This is a genomic window from Paenibacillus sp. FSL P2-0121 (genome assembly GCF_037975345.1).
Classification (GTDB): domain Bacteria; phylum Bacillota; class Bacilli; order Paenibacillales; family Paenibacillaceae; genus Paenibacillus_AQ; species Paenibacillus_AQ odorifer.
Map to the genome: position 1 here is coordinate 2,326,803 of NZ_CP150245.1, position 16,309 is coordinate 2,343,111.

Here is a 16,309-nt window from a genome sequence, read left to right on the forward strand (position 1 = left end):
GCAATTTTTATTTTTAGCTAGAAGATAAGTAGCGTATTTATTTGGAGATAAAGGCTTCACACCGTAGACGGAAGAATTCGAAAAATTAATAAATAAGTCCATAAGTATTACTCTACATATTATTTAATAGGGGGGATTCATTTCGGAGGTTCAATGTTGAACTCTAAGGGTCTGTCAATAATTTTGTGTAAACTCTTTAAAGCCTAGGTTCCCCCGAGGGGGAAGTTGCAAATCTACCGCAAGTGTTGACCGACCCGATCAGGAAAAAAGACTGACAACTGGAGCAGTATTTGCCCGCAGTTTTGGAAACGGCCTGTCCATTTCCGAGTGACATCGACAGTGACTAAATAGAGCATCTTCAGCAAGGCCTCATCCGTAGGAAAGATGCTTTTTCCCTTCGTTACTTTGCAAAGCTGGCGATGGTAACACTCGATCATATTGGTGGTATAGATGAGTTTACGGATCTCAGGCGGGTACTTAAAAAAGGTAGCAAGTTCGTCCCAATTTGTTCGCCAGGAACGGATAATTAGTGGATACTTTGCTCCCCAAACTTCCTCCAAACGGTCAAGCTCAAGCAAGGCTCCTTCTTCCGTAGCTGCCTTGTAAATGAGTTTTAAATCGGCAGTAACTTTCTTTATGTCCTTGTACGACACGTACCGAGTAGAACTGCGGATTTGGTGAATAATGCACTTTTGGATTTCAGTTTGGGGATAACAGGCGGCAATGGCTTGAGAGAACCCAGACAGGTTATCCACGCAAATAATGAGGATATCTTGTACTCCGCGATTCTTGAGTTCATTCAGCACGCTGAGTCAGAACTTGGAGGACTCATTCTCACCCACCCACATGCCTAGAACATCCTTGTTTCCATCCAGATTGATACCAATGACCATGTAGGCAGCCTTGTTGACAATGGCTCCATCCTGCTTGACCTTGAAGTGGATCGCATCCAGATAGACAATGGCATATACACCTTGCAGTGGCCGATTCTGCCATTCTTTGATGAGGGGAACAATCTTATTGGTGACATTGGAAATAAGTGTAGGAGAGAATTCAATACCGTACATCTGCCCAGGTGGTCTTAAATTTCTCTGTGCTGATCCCTTTGGCGTATAGCGCAATGATTTGCTCCTCGATGCCCGTTACGTTCGATTGATGCTTCTTGACGACAAGTGGCTCAAATTCGCCCAGACGGTCACGAGGGATGGCGATTTCCTGTTCGCCGTACTCGCTGACTACCGTTTTACGGATCTTTCCGTTGCGACTGTTTGGAGTGAGCTTCGCCTTCACTTCATGCTTTCCGTAGCCCAAATGAGTATCCATCTCGGCTTCCAGCATCTCCTGAATCGTTTCAGTAAATAGAACTTTTAGAGCATTCTACGCATCCTGTGCGCTTACCAAATTGTTTTCCTTAATAAATTCCCGTAACTGCTGTTTTGTCCAAAGTCCCATGTGTTCTCCCCAACCTTTCTCTTAATTCCATTTTAATGGGTTTGAGAGTTTCCACAATATATTTTACAGACTCATTTAGTCTTCTCCAGTCTTAGACATGATTTTTTTGTATTAAACAATATATACACAGAAAGAACCTTGTGGAACTTGCCGCTAAGGTTCTTTTTGTTATTTCTCTGGAGTAGTTAGATTAATTTCAAAGCTTTTATTTTAATTGTGACCAATTTATTACGCATTCGACAAAACGAGTTGTGTTTCGACAAAATACAACCGTTCTCAACGTTGAGCCTGTCCCTTATGATGGGTGAGGAAGTTCTTGGAGAAAAGAAAGTGTGGGAAATACATTGCTGAGCAGTAAGCCAAAGATAACATTTTATTTAATATTATTGATCATTTCGTCACTATTCCTTACTAACTCTATAGCTCTCGGTGCGGGAGGTAGGACGTATTATTACGATACTAACGGGAGATTAGTAAACGAAGATTTGCACTCCAATGAGATTATTGAATATCAGTATGATCTAAACGGAAATGTCCAACGGAAGTTTAGAAGTATTAATATGCTGGTAAATCCGAATTTTGAATTGAATGCTAATAGAGCCACGGAAATAGCCAGTGGTTGGGACAAATAGAGCGATACCGGTAGTGCAAAATTTGAAGTGATCCCGGCGACAGTAGTATCTAAGAGTATTGCACAGAAGATTTCAGCATCAGGAATGAAGGTTGGTACCGCAGCGTGGCTATTTCAGGATGTTACTGTTAAAGGAAACTTGCCTGTTCTGTTAAATGGAGATGTCAGTATCGAGAGTATTAACAAAGCCAAGGTATCCTTATGTGTCCAATATTTTGATGCAGCAAATACATTACTCTCTCAAAAAACAGTTGATTACCCTTCGGGATATTTAAATAATTATATGACTTTATCCTTGACGGATACAACACCTGCCAAAACGGTTCGGGCCAGAGTGCATGTTGGGATCAGGACAGAGGAAGGGGGAGCAAGCGGTGCTTTTTATGTAGACAACATGGCCTTCAGATATGATACCGCAGGCAATCTATTAAATAATCCTAGCTTTGAAAATAATCTATCCGCCCAAAAGGAAATGGCTGAAAGCTGGTCGCGATGGTCAGATTCTGGGGGAAGTGTGTTACAAGTAGTCTCTTCGCCGGTGACTTCAGGTGTGAGAGCACAAAAATTGGCAACTCCAAACATGAAGACTGGAGGTGCCAGTTGGTTATTTCAAGATGTAGTCACTCAACCCAATGTCCCCATCTCAGCAATCGGTAGACTATCCTGCAGGGATACTCAAAAAGTATATGACGTTAGCTCTAAATACAATAACGCCATCGGATGCGGTTAGAGCCAGAGTGCATGTTGGGATTCAAGCCATTGCTGAGGGAGGCAACGGGGCCATTTATGTTGATCATATGGCTTTAAGTCATGATCCTCAAAGGAACATGTTATCTAACCCAAGCTTTGATACTATTTCAACTGCAAATGTTGGTATCGCAGACAGCTGGCAGACGTGGTCTGACACCGGGAATCATACTTTTCAAGTTTTGTCCCCTCTTCAAACAGTAAATACCTACGGGCAAAAATTCTCTAGCGTGAATATGAAGAGGGAGAAGTATGGAGCAGCATGGCTACTGCAAGATGTTGTGGTAAGCGGAAATAAGTTAGTCGAGTTCAAAGGAAATATTTTAGTCGAGAGTGTGGTGCAGACAAAAGTTTCTTTATGCATACAGTTCTTCGATCGTAATGATGCTTTACTCTCAGAGAAGTATGTTGACTACCCTGTGGGAGTGCTACAGAAATTCTCTACGCTGTCATTAACAGAAAGAACTCCCTCCAACGCTGTTAGTGCAAGGGTCCATGTGGGATTACAAGCAACTGTAGCGGGCGGGAGCGGGACCTTTTATGTGAATCAAATGATATTAAAATATAGTGAATAATGGAGCGTGCAATTTCTTGTGTATGAAAACATTGAACCTTGTAAAGAAGATATGCCTCCTGTCTATCCTGGTCTTAGGAGTTGCAGCTTCCTCTGCCATTGCTGAGGCATCCAGTACGAACCACATTGTGATTGATGCCGGCGGCTCATCTCCGCATCGCATATACTCCTATAATCAAGGGCGTCTGGAAACAGAAATTCTGCCGGATCGCTCAATGATTCAATATACATATGATGCTAACGGGAATCTGATTAAGCGCAGCCGGATGAATTCATCCGGGCCTTATATCTTCGATCTCTCCTCAGTATCCTATGATATCTATATCCGCGGGCTTCAGCCCGGTGTTCAGCAAGTTCATTTTCCAACATGGACCGCGAGGAACGACCAGGATGATATCGAGTGGATTGTCGGAGAAAAACTTGCTGATGGGGTATGGAAGGGAACTGTAGTTTTCAACAAACATGGTGGAGAGGCAGGCACCTATATCACCCATATTTACGCAGATATGAAAATTGTGGGTGATCTCGTTGCTAACGTTCAGAACAATGGAGTGTTGGTCACAGCACCAACACAAGCATCGCTGGCTGAAGGTTTCTATACTGTGCAGGCTAGTGGTATACCCGAGAGTGTCAAAGAGGTGCGCTTCCCAACATGGACAGACTATATGGGACAAGACGACTTAGTCAATCCCTGGATAACTGGCGAAAGACTTGCCGACGGATCTTGGAGAATCCGGATTCCGTTTAGTAACCATAACTTCGAAACCGGAATTTATAATACACATATTTATACGTTTGACCGGTATGGGAACAAGGCTGGAGTTAGCAATAGAGTAGTCAATGTGGTAGGTGGAGCTGGAGGGTCTAAGGAGACCGATCTGTCCGGTGTTTCGTATGACGTATTCATCTATGGGGTAGACCTGTCCATCCAGAGTGTACAATTCCCGACATGGACGGCTAGTAATAATCAGGATGATATTGAGTGGATTGAAGGCGTAAAAGTCGGAAACGGCGTATGGAAAGCAACGGTTGTGTACGCCAAACACAATTCGGAGACAGGCAGGTATATCACACATATCTATTCCAGCGGCAAGTTCCTGGGAGGATGGGAATTTGATGTGACGAATTCACAAATATTGAAAGCACCGGCAACTACAAAGATCGGTGAGGGTTACTATGAAGTCTCTATTGACGGAATACCGGCTAACGTAACCCGCGTTGAATTCCCGACATGGACGAATCATAACGGCCAAGATGATCTCATTTGGTATCAAGGCGAACGCGAGAGTGCATCTAAATGGAAGATCCGAATTCCTTTTGCCAACCATGGTAATGAAACGGGAAGCTACAACACTCACTTGTATGCTCACGATGGTTATGGCAATAGCCGGCCTGTTGGAGGAGTGACGGTGAATGTTACGCGTTAGTGAAAAGATAAAGTGTGAGGAGAAGTGGAAATCTTGAAGGTTCAAATGAACATAAAAACTATAATTGTTGTCTTTATATTCTTGCTTCTTATAGTAAAACCAACGCAGGGTTCAGCGGCCTCAATAGATGAAGTGTTTAAGATCGTTGATAGAGGCGGAACCGTATACAACTACGATCCATCTAGGAGATTAACGGAGAATCGAACCCGTGATGCGGTTGTCACAAACAAATATGACTTGAATGGTAACCTGGTAACCCGAAAGTCGGTGGCGAGAAGCCTGACACAGTGGCAGTTGGGAAACGGACTCGGCTCCAATATTCAATTCGTCAATGATGTGAATGGTGATGGGAAGGCGGATGCAGTTCTCTTTTTTAAGGAACCGGGAACGTGGTATGTCTCAATATCAAATGATCAAGGAATTAAAGGTTACCAGAGATGGATTACCGGCCACGGCGTGGGATCGGATGCTCAGCTTCTGGCGGATGTGAATGGGGATGGTAAAGCCGATGCTGTTATCGTAAATTACGGAAGCTGGTATGTGGCATTGTCCAATGGAAGCGGGTTTGATGGTTATAAATTGTGGGTATCCGGGCATGGAGTCGGAGCCAGCGGCCTATTCTTGGCTGATGTGAACGGAGACGGTAAAGCGGATGCGGTAATCGAAAATAGCGGAAACTGGTATGTTGCGCTCTCTACGGGTCAAGGATTTCAAGCCTACAGTAGATGGGTTACAGGATTTGGTGCAGGAGCCTCCAAAGAGTTCTTAGCTGATGTCAATGGTGATGGGAAAGCAGACGCTGCTGTTTTCGATGAGCAGGACGGTTCTTGGTACATAGCATTATCCAATGGCAAGGGCTACGAAGGGTACAAAAAGTGGATTGAAGGCCATGGCGTTGGTTCAGCAGATCAGCTTCTGGCTGATGTAAATGGGGATGGCAAAGCGGATGCCGTGATTGTCAATAACGGGAATTGGTATGTAGCTTTGTCAGGAGGTAGTTTCTTTAAAGCGTATGATAAATGGTCGATAGAAGGTGCCGTGGGAAGAAACGCGTATTGGTTAGCTGATATTAATGGGGATCGCAAAGCAGATGTTGTTCACTACAGTGAAGAGAGCGGAGAATGGAGTACATCATTATCTAATGGTCAGAGCTTCCAAAGTTATAAGCAATGGTCACTGGAAGGCGGATCAGAGATTTTCTCTCAATTTACATCTGACGTGAACGGTGATGGGAAGGCGGATGCAGTTCTCTTCATTAAGGATACGGGAACGTGGTATGTCGCTCTGTCGAATGGTCAAGGAATTAAGGGTTACCAGAGATGGGTTACCGGCCACGGCGTGGGATCGGATGCTCAGCTTCTGGCTGATGTGAACGGGGATGGTAAAGCCGATGCTGTTATCGTAAATTACGGAAGCTGGTATGTGGCATTGTCCAATGGAAGCGGGTTTGATGGTTATAAATTGTGGGTATCAGGGCATGGAGTCGGGGCCAGCGGCTTATTCTTGGCTGATGTGAACGGAGACGGTAAAGCGGATGCGGTTATCGAAAATAGCGGAAACTGGTATGTTGCACTCTCTACGGGTCAAGGATTTCAGGCCTACAGTAGATGGGTTACAGGATTTGGTGCAGGAGCCTCCAAAGAGTTCTTAGGTGATGTAAATGGTGATGGGAAAGCAGACGCTGCTGTTTTTTATGAACAGCAAGGCTCTTGGTACATAGCGTTATCCAATGGAAAGGGTTTCGAAGGGTACAAAAAGTGGATTGAGGGCCACGGCGTTGGTTCAGCAGATGAGCTTCTGGCCGACGTAAATAGTGATGGCAAAGCGGATGCTGTAATAATCAATAACGGAAATTGGTATGCAGCAGCATCAAATGGAAGTAGTTTTGCAGGTTATGAACCTTGGATTACGGGATTTGGTGGTGTCGGTTCAAAGTTGTACCGTTTAGCAGACATTGATGGAGATCGTCGTTTGGAAGCAATAGTAATTACTACCGATGACTCTTGGTATGTGTGGGATTATTTATCTGGCTCTAATTGACTAAAAGAAAATGGGTATGAATAAGGAGCGGTTATGTTCTATGACCTTCACTATAAAAAAGAAAATAATATATGTTCTTACCTTATATCTAGTCTTCAATTTAATTACTACGTTTAATTCCAATTATATTGCGGCGGATGCAAGCATCAGTTCAGACAATTTAGTTAAAAACTCTGGTTTTGAAATAACCACTAATGGCAATAGCATAGCTGATAACTGGGTCTCACATGGCATAGGGAATTTTGAAGTTACCAGCTTAAAGGTCTCTGGAGGAAGCAAAGCGCAGAAGGTTTCCATGAGTAATTTGCCGACTAATCATTTTGCTGGTGTGAGCCAAACCTTATCGGTGAAAGCTGGGCAACCGTATAATATGAACGGACGATTTTATATTGAAAGCATCTCCAATGCTAGAGTGCAATTATACGCAGATTTTTATAATGAGGGGGTTTTTGTGGATTGTAAGATTTTTGACTTGCCTAACCAGGCGACAGGACAATTCATTACTCTAGGCGGAACTGGCAGTGTGCCGGAGGCCACATCCGTTGTCATTTATGCATTGATTCGTTCTAGTTCTGATGTCAATTCCGGTGCTTTTATTACGGATAATATCTCTTTTCAATACACCAATGACACGAATCTGATTGTTAATTCTGACTATGAGAACTTTTCAAACACACCTGCTAATTCAGACGATTGGGATTATACGACCTTGTATAACCCGGCATTTAGTTCTGTTGCCTATCCTTCGTTAAGTGGAGCAAGAGCCCAGAAAATGAAAGTCTTGTCTCTCCCGATTAATGGATATGCAGGCATCCTGCAAAAAATCAAGGTCGATCCGGGTAAGTCTTTCCAAGCAAGCGGGGCATTGTTAATAGAAAGTCTATCGAGTGCCAAGGCTCAAATTTATATTGATTTTATGAGTTCCTCTGGCAATTATACGGGGACGACTATTCTCGAATATGCTAAACCGACCAATGGAACATACATGACATTATCGGATACAGGTCAAATTCCTAAGGATACAACTTATGCTGTTATATATGTAATCATTCAAGGCACAGGGAACAATGGTTCAGGAACCATGTATGTAGATTCCTTGGATTTTCATTATACGAAAGAAGCCAATTTGTTTAATAACGGGAACTTCGAAGCACCTGGATCTAACGGTCTGGGAAGTGGTGGTTGCCCAATTACGGGAATGATAACCATACATATAAACTAGTTTCGGAAAGCTATGGGAATACCGTTCAGCAAATCGATGCATCGGATATAAAAGCTAATGATTATGTTGGAATCAGTCAGATGCTAAAAGTTGTACCTGCTAAAAAGTATACGATGAGCGACAGATTAAAGGTGGATCGTATCACCAATGCCAAAGTACAGCTGTATGCGGATTTTTTTACAAGCTCAGGTGCATTTATTAGTGCGAACATCGTAGAATTGCCTGCTACCACTCAAGGAGGATATACCATAATATCGAATACTGGAACATCACCTTCTAATGCGGATTATGCCCGTGTCTACGCCATTATACGTGCAACCAGTGGAGGCGGGACAGCAAGTGTATATTTAGATGATATGAGATTCAGTTATAGATCCAACTTATTGGATAACTCTGACTTTGAAGTAAGTAATTAAGGGGTTAAAACACCGCTGAATTGGACAATTCATAAGCCTTCAGGAGTAGAGGATGAAATTCGGCTGGTTGAGAATAGTCCGGCAAAGGATGTAACTACTAATTCTTATTCGGCAGCGGGACGTTTGCTAAACCAGACACTTATAAAAGGAACCCAGACATATAATATTTCTTACAAATATGATCTGAACGGAAACTTGACGAAGAAAACAACGGCAATGGGAACGCTAGAGGCATTTCATGATCAAAAGTCTTTGGAAGTCAGGGGATTCGAAATTCCGGCTAATCAATTTGTTGGCGTCTCTCAGTCTCTGCGTGTAATTCCTGATAAGTCTTATATGGTTTCAGGCAATATTAATATCAGCATGTTGTATCAATCCAGAGTGCAAATGTATATTGACTTTTATGCAATGGATGGGTCATTCGTCTCCAGCAGCATTAAAGATATAACCGAAGCTAGTGGAAAGTATACGTTACTGACCAATGAGGGAGTAATACCAAGTAAAGCTGTATTCGCAAATGTATATTTTCTGATCAGATCTGCAGGAGATTCTGGGGCAGGGATATTCTATCTTGATTCGGCTAGTTTTGATTATAGATGAAATAAGGAGTAAGGGGGGGATCACAATTGCACAAATCAATGGATGGGGGATGACTTATCAAAAAAATTGCATTAGTTGTTTTAGTATTTGCTTTATTTATTAACTCTCAGACTGCCATAGCAATGAAATACACTTATTCAAGAACAGGTGGGTTAAGTCTAATACGAATATCTGAGAGAAGTGTATGAATTTTCAGTATGATAACAACGGTAACTTAATTGGAAGGAAAAACCTAAATTGCAAACCATCAGAATACAAACTATTGAATGTGAATAGCAATAAGGCCCTTGATGTATACGCAGGAAATAGTGTGAACGGAACCAAGGTTCAAATAGAAACAGATAACGGAACAGATGCACAGCGGTGGTTGCTCTGCACAACCGAAAATAGCCTTTTTAAGCTGATTAATGTTAATAGTGGGAAGGCACTTGATGTAGCAGATGGAGGGACATCCAACGGAACGAGGGTTCGGATATGGAACGATAATGGAACTGAAGCTCAGAAATGGCAAGTAGTTGAACAAGGGGACGGTTCATATGAATTAATAAATATACATAGCAATAAAGCTCTCGACGTTGCAAATGGTGATACAGCGAATGGGACCCCTGTACAGATATGGGCCTCTAACGGAACAACTGCACAGAAGTGGCGACTCATTAAAGCGATAAGTAATGGAGCAGAATACAAAATATTAAATGCTGGTAATGGAAAAGCTTTGGATGTGACAGGGGGAAATACTGCTGACGGTACTCCTATACAGATATGGACCCATAACGACACCGCATCCCAATGATGGAGAGTTTATGATACTGGGGGCAATAACTATAAGTTAATCAGTGTGAATAGCGGCAAGGCGCTGGATGTGGATGGTGGAGGTACAACTAACGGTTCTGCTATTCAAATTTGGACGGATAACGTTACAACCGCTCAACAGTGGAAATTTAGAGAGAATGCAGACGGATCAATTAGTTTCATCAATGTGAACAGTAATAAATTGCTGGATATAACAAATGGAAATAATGAAAATGGTACCCGCCTACAGGTATATGAGGATAACGGAACTAGTTCGCAAAAGTGGAAAATGATTAAATAGATTAGGGACTACTTTAGATTCATTTTTATCAAGTAAGGGGTGTGGTTCAACTAAAAAGGATCTTCCTGCTGTCATTTCTTTTATTAACTATAGAGGCCAGTCATGCCTATTCTTCTCCACTTGAAAGGAACATTAATGGAGGTTTTGAGCAAGATTACAACAATAACCTTCCTGATTTATGTTTGCAGTAGGGGAGAGGAGAATGCTTATTTGGATGTTGATCAAGTTTCCCTCAATCGAATTGCAAACCCAATTACATGGAAAAAAGATATACCGGACCTAATGCGCTACTTATATGATGCTAACGGGAGACTTCTATATATGCTACTGACTAATGGTAAGATTGTCGAATTAAAATATGATAAAAATGGGTCACTGATTAAGAAAGCAGCATTATGATCATATTTTTGTAAGATTAATTAATACACGACAGGGGAGTTCTGGAGTGAAGTCTATCCAAAAAGAAAAATCACTGCTCATTTATATCCTATCATTGTCTATACTATTTAGTGGATTTCCTAACCTCGTCCAATGCTGCTTTCCTAGAAGTACTCTACTTAATCATGTGAATTGAAAACAATATTCAAGGAGGAAAGAAAAGTGAGAATTAACTTATTATTAAAAAGACTGTTCATTATCTTATTAAGTGTTTCAATATTATTACCGAATTATCCAGCAAACGCTGCGTATAGTAATGAAGAGAATACTATAATAGATAGTAATAATGAACTTACTCCTTCAACAGAGCTAACTGTTCAAGAGAACATTGAGAAACCAAGGGAGATACCTCAAGATCTTGTAGCTGTAGTGGGTAGTGTGTATGATCCTCAAATAACAGAAAGCATAGCTCAAATCGAAGCGTTTTCCCTTGAAAGAAAAGAGCTAAGAAAAGCTATGAAAAAAGGTCTAGGTTCTTTAGGGAGAGGAGATTTGACGAACAAAGAGATAGAAACTCTTGCTCTGAGTGGAGCCGGAATCGAGGATATTTACTGGATTAATATGCTCGTGAAAGATACGGAACTAAGTCCAATTGAGATTCTAAATGTTAAAATAAAAGATGAATACACATGGGAAGAAGTGGACTTTAAACTTCAAAATAAAGAGTTCGAATTATCTCTTTCGGTTAATGATGTTGTTTATAGGACTCATCCTGAAGTGAATAATTCCGAGAGATTAATAACTATATCTGAGGCAGTATATAAAGAGGAAATTTATGAAGGACAACTAGATCAAGGCCTTATAAAGCAAGAATATGCTACTTTTTCTGCTAGAGTTAACGGTGTATTTAATGGACTTTATAATCAGCAGCAGATCAATCAAACCAACAAACAACAGTATTCTGATCGTAGTCAATCCGGTGAACTGATAGATTCAAGCTCAGGATCGTTAACATGGAAGGAAAATGAAATTAGTCTTCCCGGTAGAGATGGACTAGATTTAAACGTTGGAATAATGTACAACTCTAACCAGTCATATGGCTACCAGAGAAGTGATGCTGTCTATGGAAACCTGAAAAAATTTAATTATCTGAATTCCCGTTACGACTTAGGGTTGGGCTGGTCCTTTCAATTCCCTTCCGTTCAACTGGAAGACGGATATATGTTTTATCATAATGGTCAAGGTGCAGTGTACCGGATTGATTTATACGCGAGTGATTCCTTAGGTAGCTATACTCACTTAGTTGGCTATCAAGGTAAGGATATGCAATTTATGCAGGACTCAGCTGGATCATACTCTAATGGTCAAGTTAGCTCGGCTTATTATTTGCAATACGCAGATAAAAAAAGAGAATATTTTGCGAGTGATGGCCGTTTACTCGGAATCGTAGATCGTTTTGGAAATGCTATCAAATTTGAGCATACAGATCGTCAGACCTATGATGGTGGGACACATAAAGTTATTTCTAGAATTACGGATAGTTTGCATAGAACAGTTAACTTTGCATATGAATCTACTCTAAATACGACGGATACATTTATAGGTGAGAAAATTGAGTTAACGGTTAACGGTCCAAATGGAAATGAAGTTGAGAAAGTTGCTTTTCTTAAGATGCGCATAGCTACCATATATAATGGTAACCCCGATGGTTACATGCCTTACTTATGGAGAATCACGAATCAAAACAATGAGATTACATACTTGACACACTCTTGGACAGAGACAGCACCTAAGTTTGACTTTAACTTAAAATATGTAAGTCAATATTCTGGTTACAATTTTTATACAAATCTAACTAAAGTGGAATATCCAAAATCAACTTCAGTTTATGAATATGAACTGACTACTCGAAATTTAGGCCCTTATGGATTTTGTGAAGAATTCAGAGTGACTTCAAGAAAAGATGTATTGAAAAATTCCTACAATTATATTAAGTATGAATATACGGGTGACTATACAGGGTTCCCTTCGTATCCTGATAGTAATTATTTACCGGAATCCTATACATTTTCATCTAGTTCTATTCTTCAAAGTACCTCAGCGACCAACAATCTATTAACTAAGACGACATTTAATGGTTTACAACAGAATATCTCAAAAGTTTCACAAGCCTTCAATGGAGAAAGAAAAGAAGAACGTTATTCAAATTTTCATCCAAGCTTCAAGTATCTCCCGACAAAAACAACTTACGCAGATTTTGCAGTAGGAGATAATGATAACACTGCAAATATGCTGTATTCGGAAACTTCATATACCGACTGGGGAGGCGTACAAAGTCAAACGCAGCCGTTAAGCTTAAGTCAGTTCAATGATTCGAGTACCAAGGCGAAGTATACAACCTCATTTGTGTATGAACCTAATTATCACTCTCTGGTCTCAAAATCTTGGTATCAGAATGAATCAACGAGTTTATCTGAGAGCTACGAGTACTACGATAACGGGCGGGTTAAAACGTATAGAAATCCTAAGAATGAAGTAACCACATATACTTATGAACCAGTTCCTACGGATGGAAGAAAAATCAGTAAGGTTACCGAAGAGAAGCCTATGCAGAATGGTTTAGTAGCCAGAGTAGCAACTATTTATGGTCCCGAAAGCAATTATGCGTATCCAACGGAACAAATTAGTTATTTTACTAATAGTTCAGCTAATGGAGACAAAATGACATCATTTATTCAGAAAAAGATGGCCTATGACATGGGATCGGGTAGAATGTCTGAGGAAACAGATGCTAATGGAAAGGCAACCAAGTACAAGTATGACAAGCTAGGCAGAGTCACGAGCATCACGTATCCAACAATAACGAATTTAAACGGAGAAAAGTATGATGTAGAAGATTTGTATACATATGCTAAGGCTTTTTTTTATACTAGTTTTGATTCGATTTTTGATGTCGAGAATCGAGGGATATACTATTTACAAGTGTCTTATAGTCGGAAATACACACAACGATCAAATAGTGCTGTCACCTATTTATCAAGACAAAGCACATACTATGACGGATTAGGTCTTCAACGATTGGAACAAATAATAGATACAGGTGCGATCACCCAGTATCATGTGGACGATTTGTCTAGAGCTGTCTATGTAAAAGATCCAGTAGATAATGTAACGACTGTGAAATATAATGCATGGGGAGAGCAGAGTGAGGCTTCAGATACCTATGGTAATTTGTATGTGAATGAGCGTAATCTGAAGCTCCGTAAAGTGACCAACTATGTTGTGGCTGCTTCAGGGGTTGAAGCCTATCGTGCGAATATAAATAATCCGAATTTGAAGAGCAGTTATGTAGAACAAACATACGATCAATGGGGCCGACTAGCATCTACTCAAGTATTTAAAGGGTGGCCGAATCAAAGTCAGCCGCTCTCGGAATTATATAGTTATGATATAGTTGGTAATAACGTTACGTATACTGATCCTAATAAAAATCTCAACAATGAAGGAGTGACGACAAAGTATACGTATGATGCGTTAAATCGCTTGAATTCTGTGAAAGACGCGTTAGGGCAAACTACTAGTTACCAGTATGATCGTAATGGACAGATTACAGAAACGACGATGCATAATAGCCAAACAGGAGCATCTATTAATTTAAAGAGCAAAACGTATAACGAATTAGGATTACTTAATGATAAAAAAGATGTTGCATTGCAAAATGAGAATCATTTGTATAATCAAATAGGGTTGCTTACACAAATGACAGATCGGAACGGAACGGTGTCCACTTATCAATATGATGAAAGAAATCAGCAAGTGAGTAGCCTGCTTACAGGATCCGGAGGAAATACACAACAAAGTAAGGGTATTTTGGGTAGTAATGGGATTAAAAGTGATACGATGGAGATCTATCTTAATGGGGTGAAAACAGCTTCACAAACGACAACGATAGATAATCTGAAGAGACTAACAAATTCGTCTTCTCAAGCAACAGGATATACAGCTTCAACAGGGTATGTTTATGATAAAGCGAATCGAACCACTCGCTTAATGGGTACACATAGTGGCGTAGGTAGTTTCTATACCAATTATCAATATAGCATGCAACGTTTGAATAAAGTTCAAGTCGATGGAAAATCTAGTCTTAATGATGCGGCAACAGTGAACGCAACCTATGGATATTTCCCAACTGGGCAAGTAAAAACCATTACCTATCCTACCTTGACTGATGGAACTACTTTAATAACGGAGTACACGTATGATGCTTTAAATCGTATATCGACGATGACAAATAAAAAAAGTTCATGGGTTCTTTCCTCCTACACCTATCTTTATGACAATAATGGTAACACAACTTCGGTAATTGAAGTGCTGAATAATGGGGCTGGAAAGACGACTTCCTATGAATATGATAAATTAAATCGTCTAACGAAGGTTGTACGTCCAGATGGAGGTGGGACAACAACCTATGTGTATGATTTGCAAGGAAATCGGCAGATTGAATCCAATACATCTTCCAATCAATCAGAGTTATCGAATACAAACTATACCTATGACCTGCAAAACACACTAACCAAAGTTATAAAAGATAGTAGTTCTACTACTATAGATTATCTGCCTAATGGATTAAGATACCAAAAAACGTCTGATGCTGTAAAAACACAATATAACTATAACGGGAACGGAGTAGTAATCTCTGAATCCAAGAGTAACGGAGAGAAAGCAAATTATATACGGGGAGACCGACTGTTAGTTAAGAAAGATGTCACCACAGTAAAGGACTACTATTATTTGTACAATGGTCATGGAGATGTGGTACAAATAGTCGATACTAATGGAACAGTAGTTAACTCTTATACTTATGATGTATGGGGGAATATTGTACATCAGACCGAAGGTATTTCTAATTCATTTAAATATGCTGGGGAAATCTACGATGAAGAGACAGGGCTTTACTATCTACGTGCGAGATATTATGATCCTAGTATTGGTCGTTTTATAAACGAAGATACATATGAGGGGCAGATTGATAATCCGCTAAGTTTGAATTTATACACTTATACGATAAATAACCCACTTAAGTTTATTGACCCATCTGGGCATAAACCAATTGTGGGTGACGGGATGATTATTGATAATAATCAGTACAAATACCTCGTAAAACTTGCTCAGAGTGGTAATTCTGGAGCAAAGTCATGGGCTGTTAATCAACTTTTGATAGGAGCATATTATAAGGAGAATACCTCATCTAGTAAAAGTGGGAGTGCAGTGACTCAAGAGGTCATTAAGAACACTGCTGGAGGAGTAGCAGATGCAGCGTTTGGTAAAGTTCTTTCAACGGTTCCAGATACTAAAAAAATCACCATTAGTATGCCTGGATTAGGACCAGCAGCTCAAGTTGAAGCAATCGTAGAACGTTCAGGTGTAAAAATGGTAAAAGGAGTCTCAAAGCTAGCGGGTCCAGCTTCGCTTGTGTTTACTGGTGTAGATCTTTATACAGATCTGACGACGTATAAAGATGCAGATAAATGGAAAGCCGCTGGTATTACTGTTCTTGCGGCTGGTACTGGAGTTGTTACATCTGTAGTAATAGCTACAGCTACAGCGCCAGTAATTGTGACTTTTGGCGCTGCTGTAGCTGTAGGTACTGCAATTGGAATGGCTGGATCGTATATAAAAGATCATTTTTTGGAAAAGAAATAGAGGGAAAATGACCTGATATATGAGAA

10 protein-coding genes and 2 pseudogenes are annotated in these 16,309 nt (G+C 40.5%); 11 read left to right on the forward strand and 1 reads right to left on the reverse strand.

What is annotated here, in order from left to right:
* Positions 1 to 233: 233 nt before the first annotated feature.
* Positions 234 to 1,452: pseudogene (locus MKY54_RS10145) on the reverse strand (IS256 family transposase).
* Positions 1,453 to 2,168: 716 nt separating this feature from the next.
* Between MKY54_RS10145 and MKY54_RS10150 the strand changes: the two are divergent.
* The 11 genes and pseudogenes from MKY54_RS10150 to MKY54_RS10200 all read left to right on the forward strand — a co-directional run bounded on the left by MKY54_RS10150 (position 2,169) and on the right by MKY54_RS10200 (position 16,283).
* Entirely contained in the window at positions 2,169 to 2,813 is a 645-nt protein-coding gene (locus MKY54_RS10150) for a hypothetical protein (RefSeq protein ID WP_339190342.1), read from the forward strand.
* A complete protein-coding gene (locus MKY54_RS10155; RefSeq protein ID WP_339190344.1) occupies positions 2,770 to 3,405 on the forward strand; it encodes a hypothetical protein in 636 nt (211 codons plus the stop codon). The genes MKY54_RS10150 and MKY54_RS10155 overlap by 44 nt, the downstream gene beginning before the upstream one ends.
* Positions 3,406 to 3,427: 22 nt before the next feature.
* Positions 3,428 to 4,831: a GBS Bsp-like repeat-containing protein gene (locus MKY54_RS10160; RefSeq protein ID WP_339190346.1), complete on the forward strand. Its 1,404-nt coding sequence runs from the start codon at positions 3,428 to 3,430 to the stop codon at positions 4,829 to 4,831.
* Between the two features lie 33 nt (positions 4,832 to 4,864).
* The gene (locus tag MKY54_RS10165) at positions 4,865 to 6,871 is read left to right on the forward strand and encodes a VCBS repeat-containing protein (protein WP_339190347.1); all 2,007 of its coding nucleotides are present in this window, start codon (positions 4,865 to 4,867) and stop codon (positions 6,869 to 6,871) included.
* Positions 6,872 to 6,911: 40 nt separating this feature from the next.
* Positions 6,912 to 8,093: a hypothetical protein gene (locus MKY54_RS10170; protein ID WP_339190349.1), complete on the forward strand. Its 1,182-nt coding sequence runs from the start codon at positions 6,912 to 6,914 to the stop codon at positions 8,091 to 8,093.
* Complete coding sequence (locus tag MKY54_RS10175; protein WP_339190350.1) at positions 8,054 to 8,509, forward strand: hypothetical protein; 456 nt, start codon at positions 8,054 to 8,056, stop codon at positions 8,507 to 8,509. Before MKY54_RS10170 ends, MKY54_RS10175 begins: the two co-directional genes overlap by 40 nt.
* Before the next feature lie 63 nt (positions 8,510 to 8,572).
* Entirely contained in the window at positions 8,573 to 9,109 is a 537-nt protein-coding gene (locus MKY54_RS10180; RefSeq protein WP_339191155.1) for an RHS repeat domain-containing protein, read from the forward strand.
* 184 nt (positions 9,110 to 9,293) lie between these two features.
* Complete coding sequence (locus MKY54_RS10185; protein WP_339190352.1) at positions 9,294 to 9,902, forward strand: RICIN domain-containing protein; 609 nt, start codon at positions 9,294 to 9,296, stop codon at positions 9,900 to 9,902.
* A 12-nt stretch (positions 9,903 to 9,914) separates the two neighbouring features.
* A pseudogene (locus MKY54_RS10190) lies at positions 9,915 to 10,202 on the forward strand (RICIN domain-containing protein); the annotation flags it as partial.
* A gap of 120 nt (positions 10,203 to 10,322) precedes the next feature.
* Positions 10,323 to 10,601: a hypothetical protein gene (locus tag MKY54_RS10195; RefSeq protein ID WP_339190353.1), complete on the forward strand. Its 279-nt coding sequence runs from the start codon at positions 10,323 to 10,325 to the stop codon at positions 10,599 to 10,601.
* Between the two features lie 201 nt (positions 10,602 to 10,802).
* Positions 10,803 to 16,283 carry an RHS repeat-associated core domain-containing protein gene (locus tag MKY54_RS10200; protein ID WP_339190355.1) on the forward strand — a complete coding sequence of 1,827 codons (5,481 nt, stop codon included), beginning with the start codon at positions 10,803 to 10,805 and terminating at the stop codon, positions 16,281 to 16,283.
* Positions 16,284 to 16,309 lie beyond the last annotated feature (26 nt).

Excerpts from the sequence above, each read along its gene's own strand:
- MKY54_RS10160 (WP_339190346.1), top strand. The coding sequence starts at position 3,428 with ATGAAAACATTGAACCTTGTAAAGAAGATATGCCTCCTGTCTATCCTG.
- MKY54_RS10185 (WP_339190352.1), top strand. The coding sequence starts at position 9,294 with ATGAATTTTCAGTATGATAACAACGGTAACTTAATTGGAAGGAAAAAC.
- MKY54_RS10150 (WP_339190342.1), top strand. The coding sequence starts at position 2,169 with ATGAAGGTTGGTACCGCAGCGTGGCTATTTCAGGATGTTACTGTTAAA.
- MKY54_RS10170 (WP_339190349.1), top strand. The coding sequence starts at position 6,912 with ATGACCTTCACTATAAAAAAGAAAATAATATATGTTCTTACCTTATAT.
- MKY54_RS10155 (WP_339190344.1), top strand. The coding sequence starts at position 2,770 with ATGACGTTAGCTCTAAATACAATAACGCCATCGGATGCGGTTAGAGCC.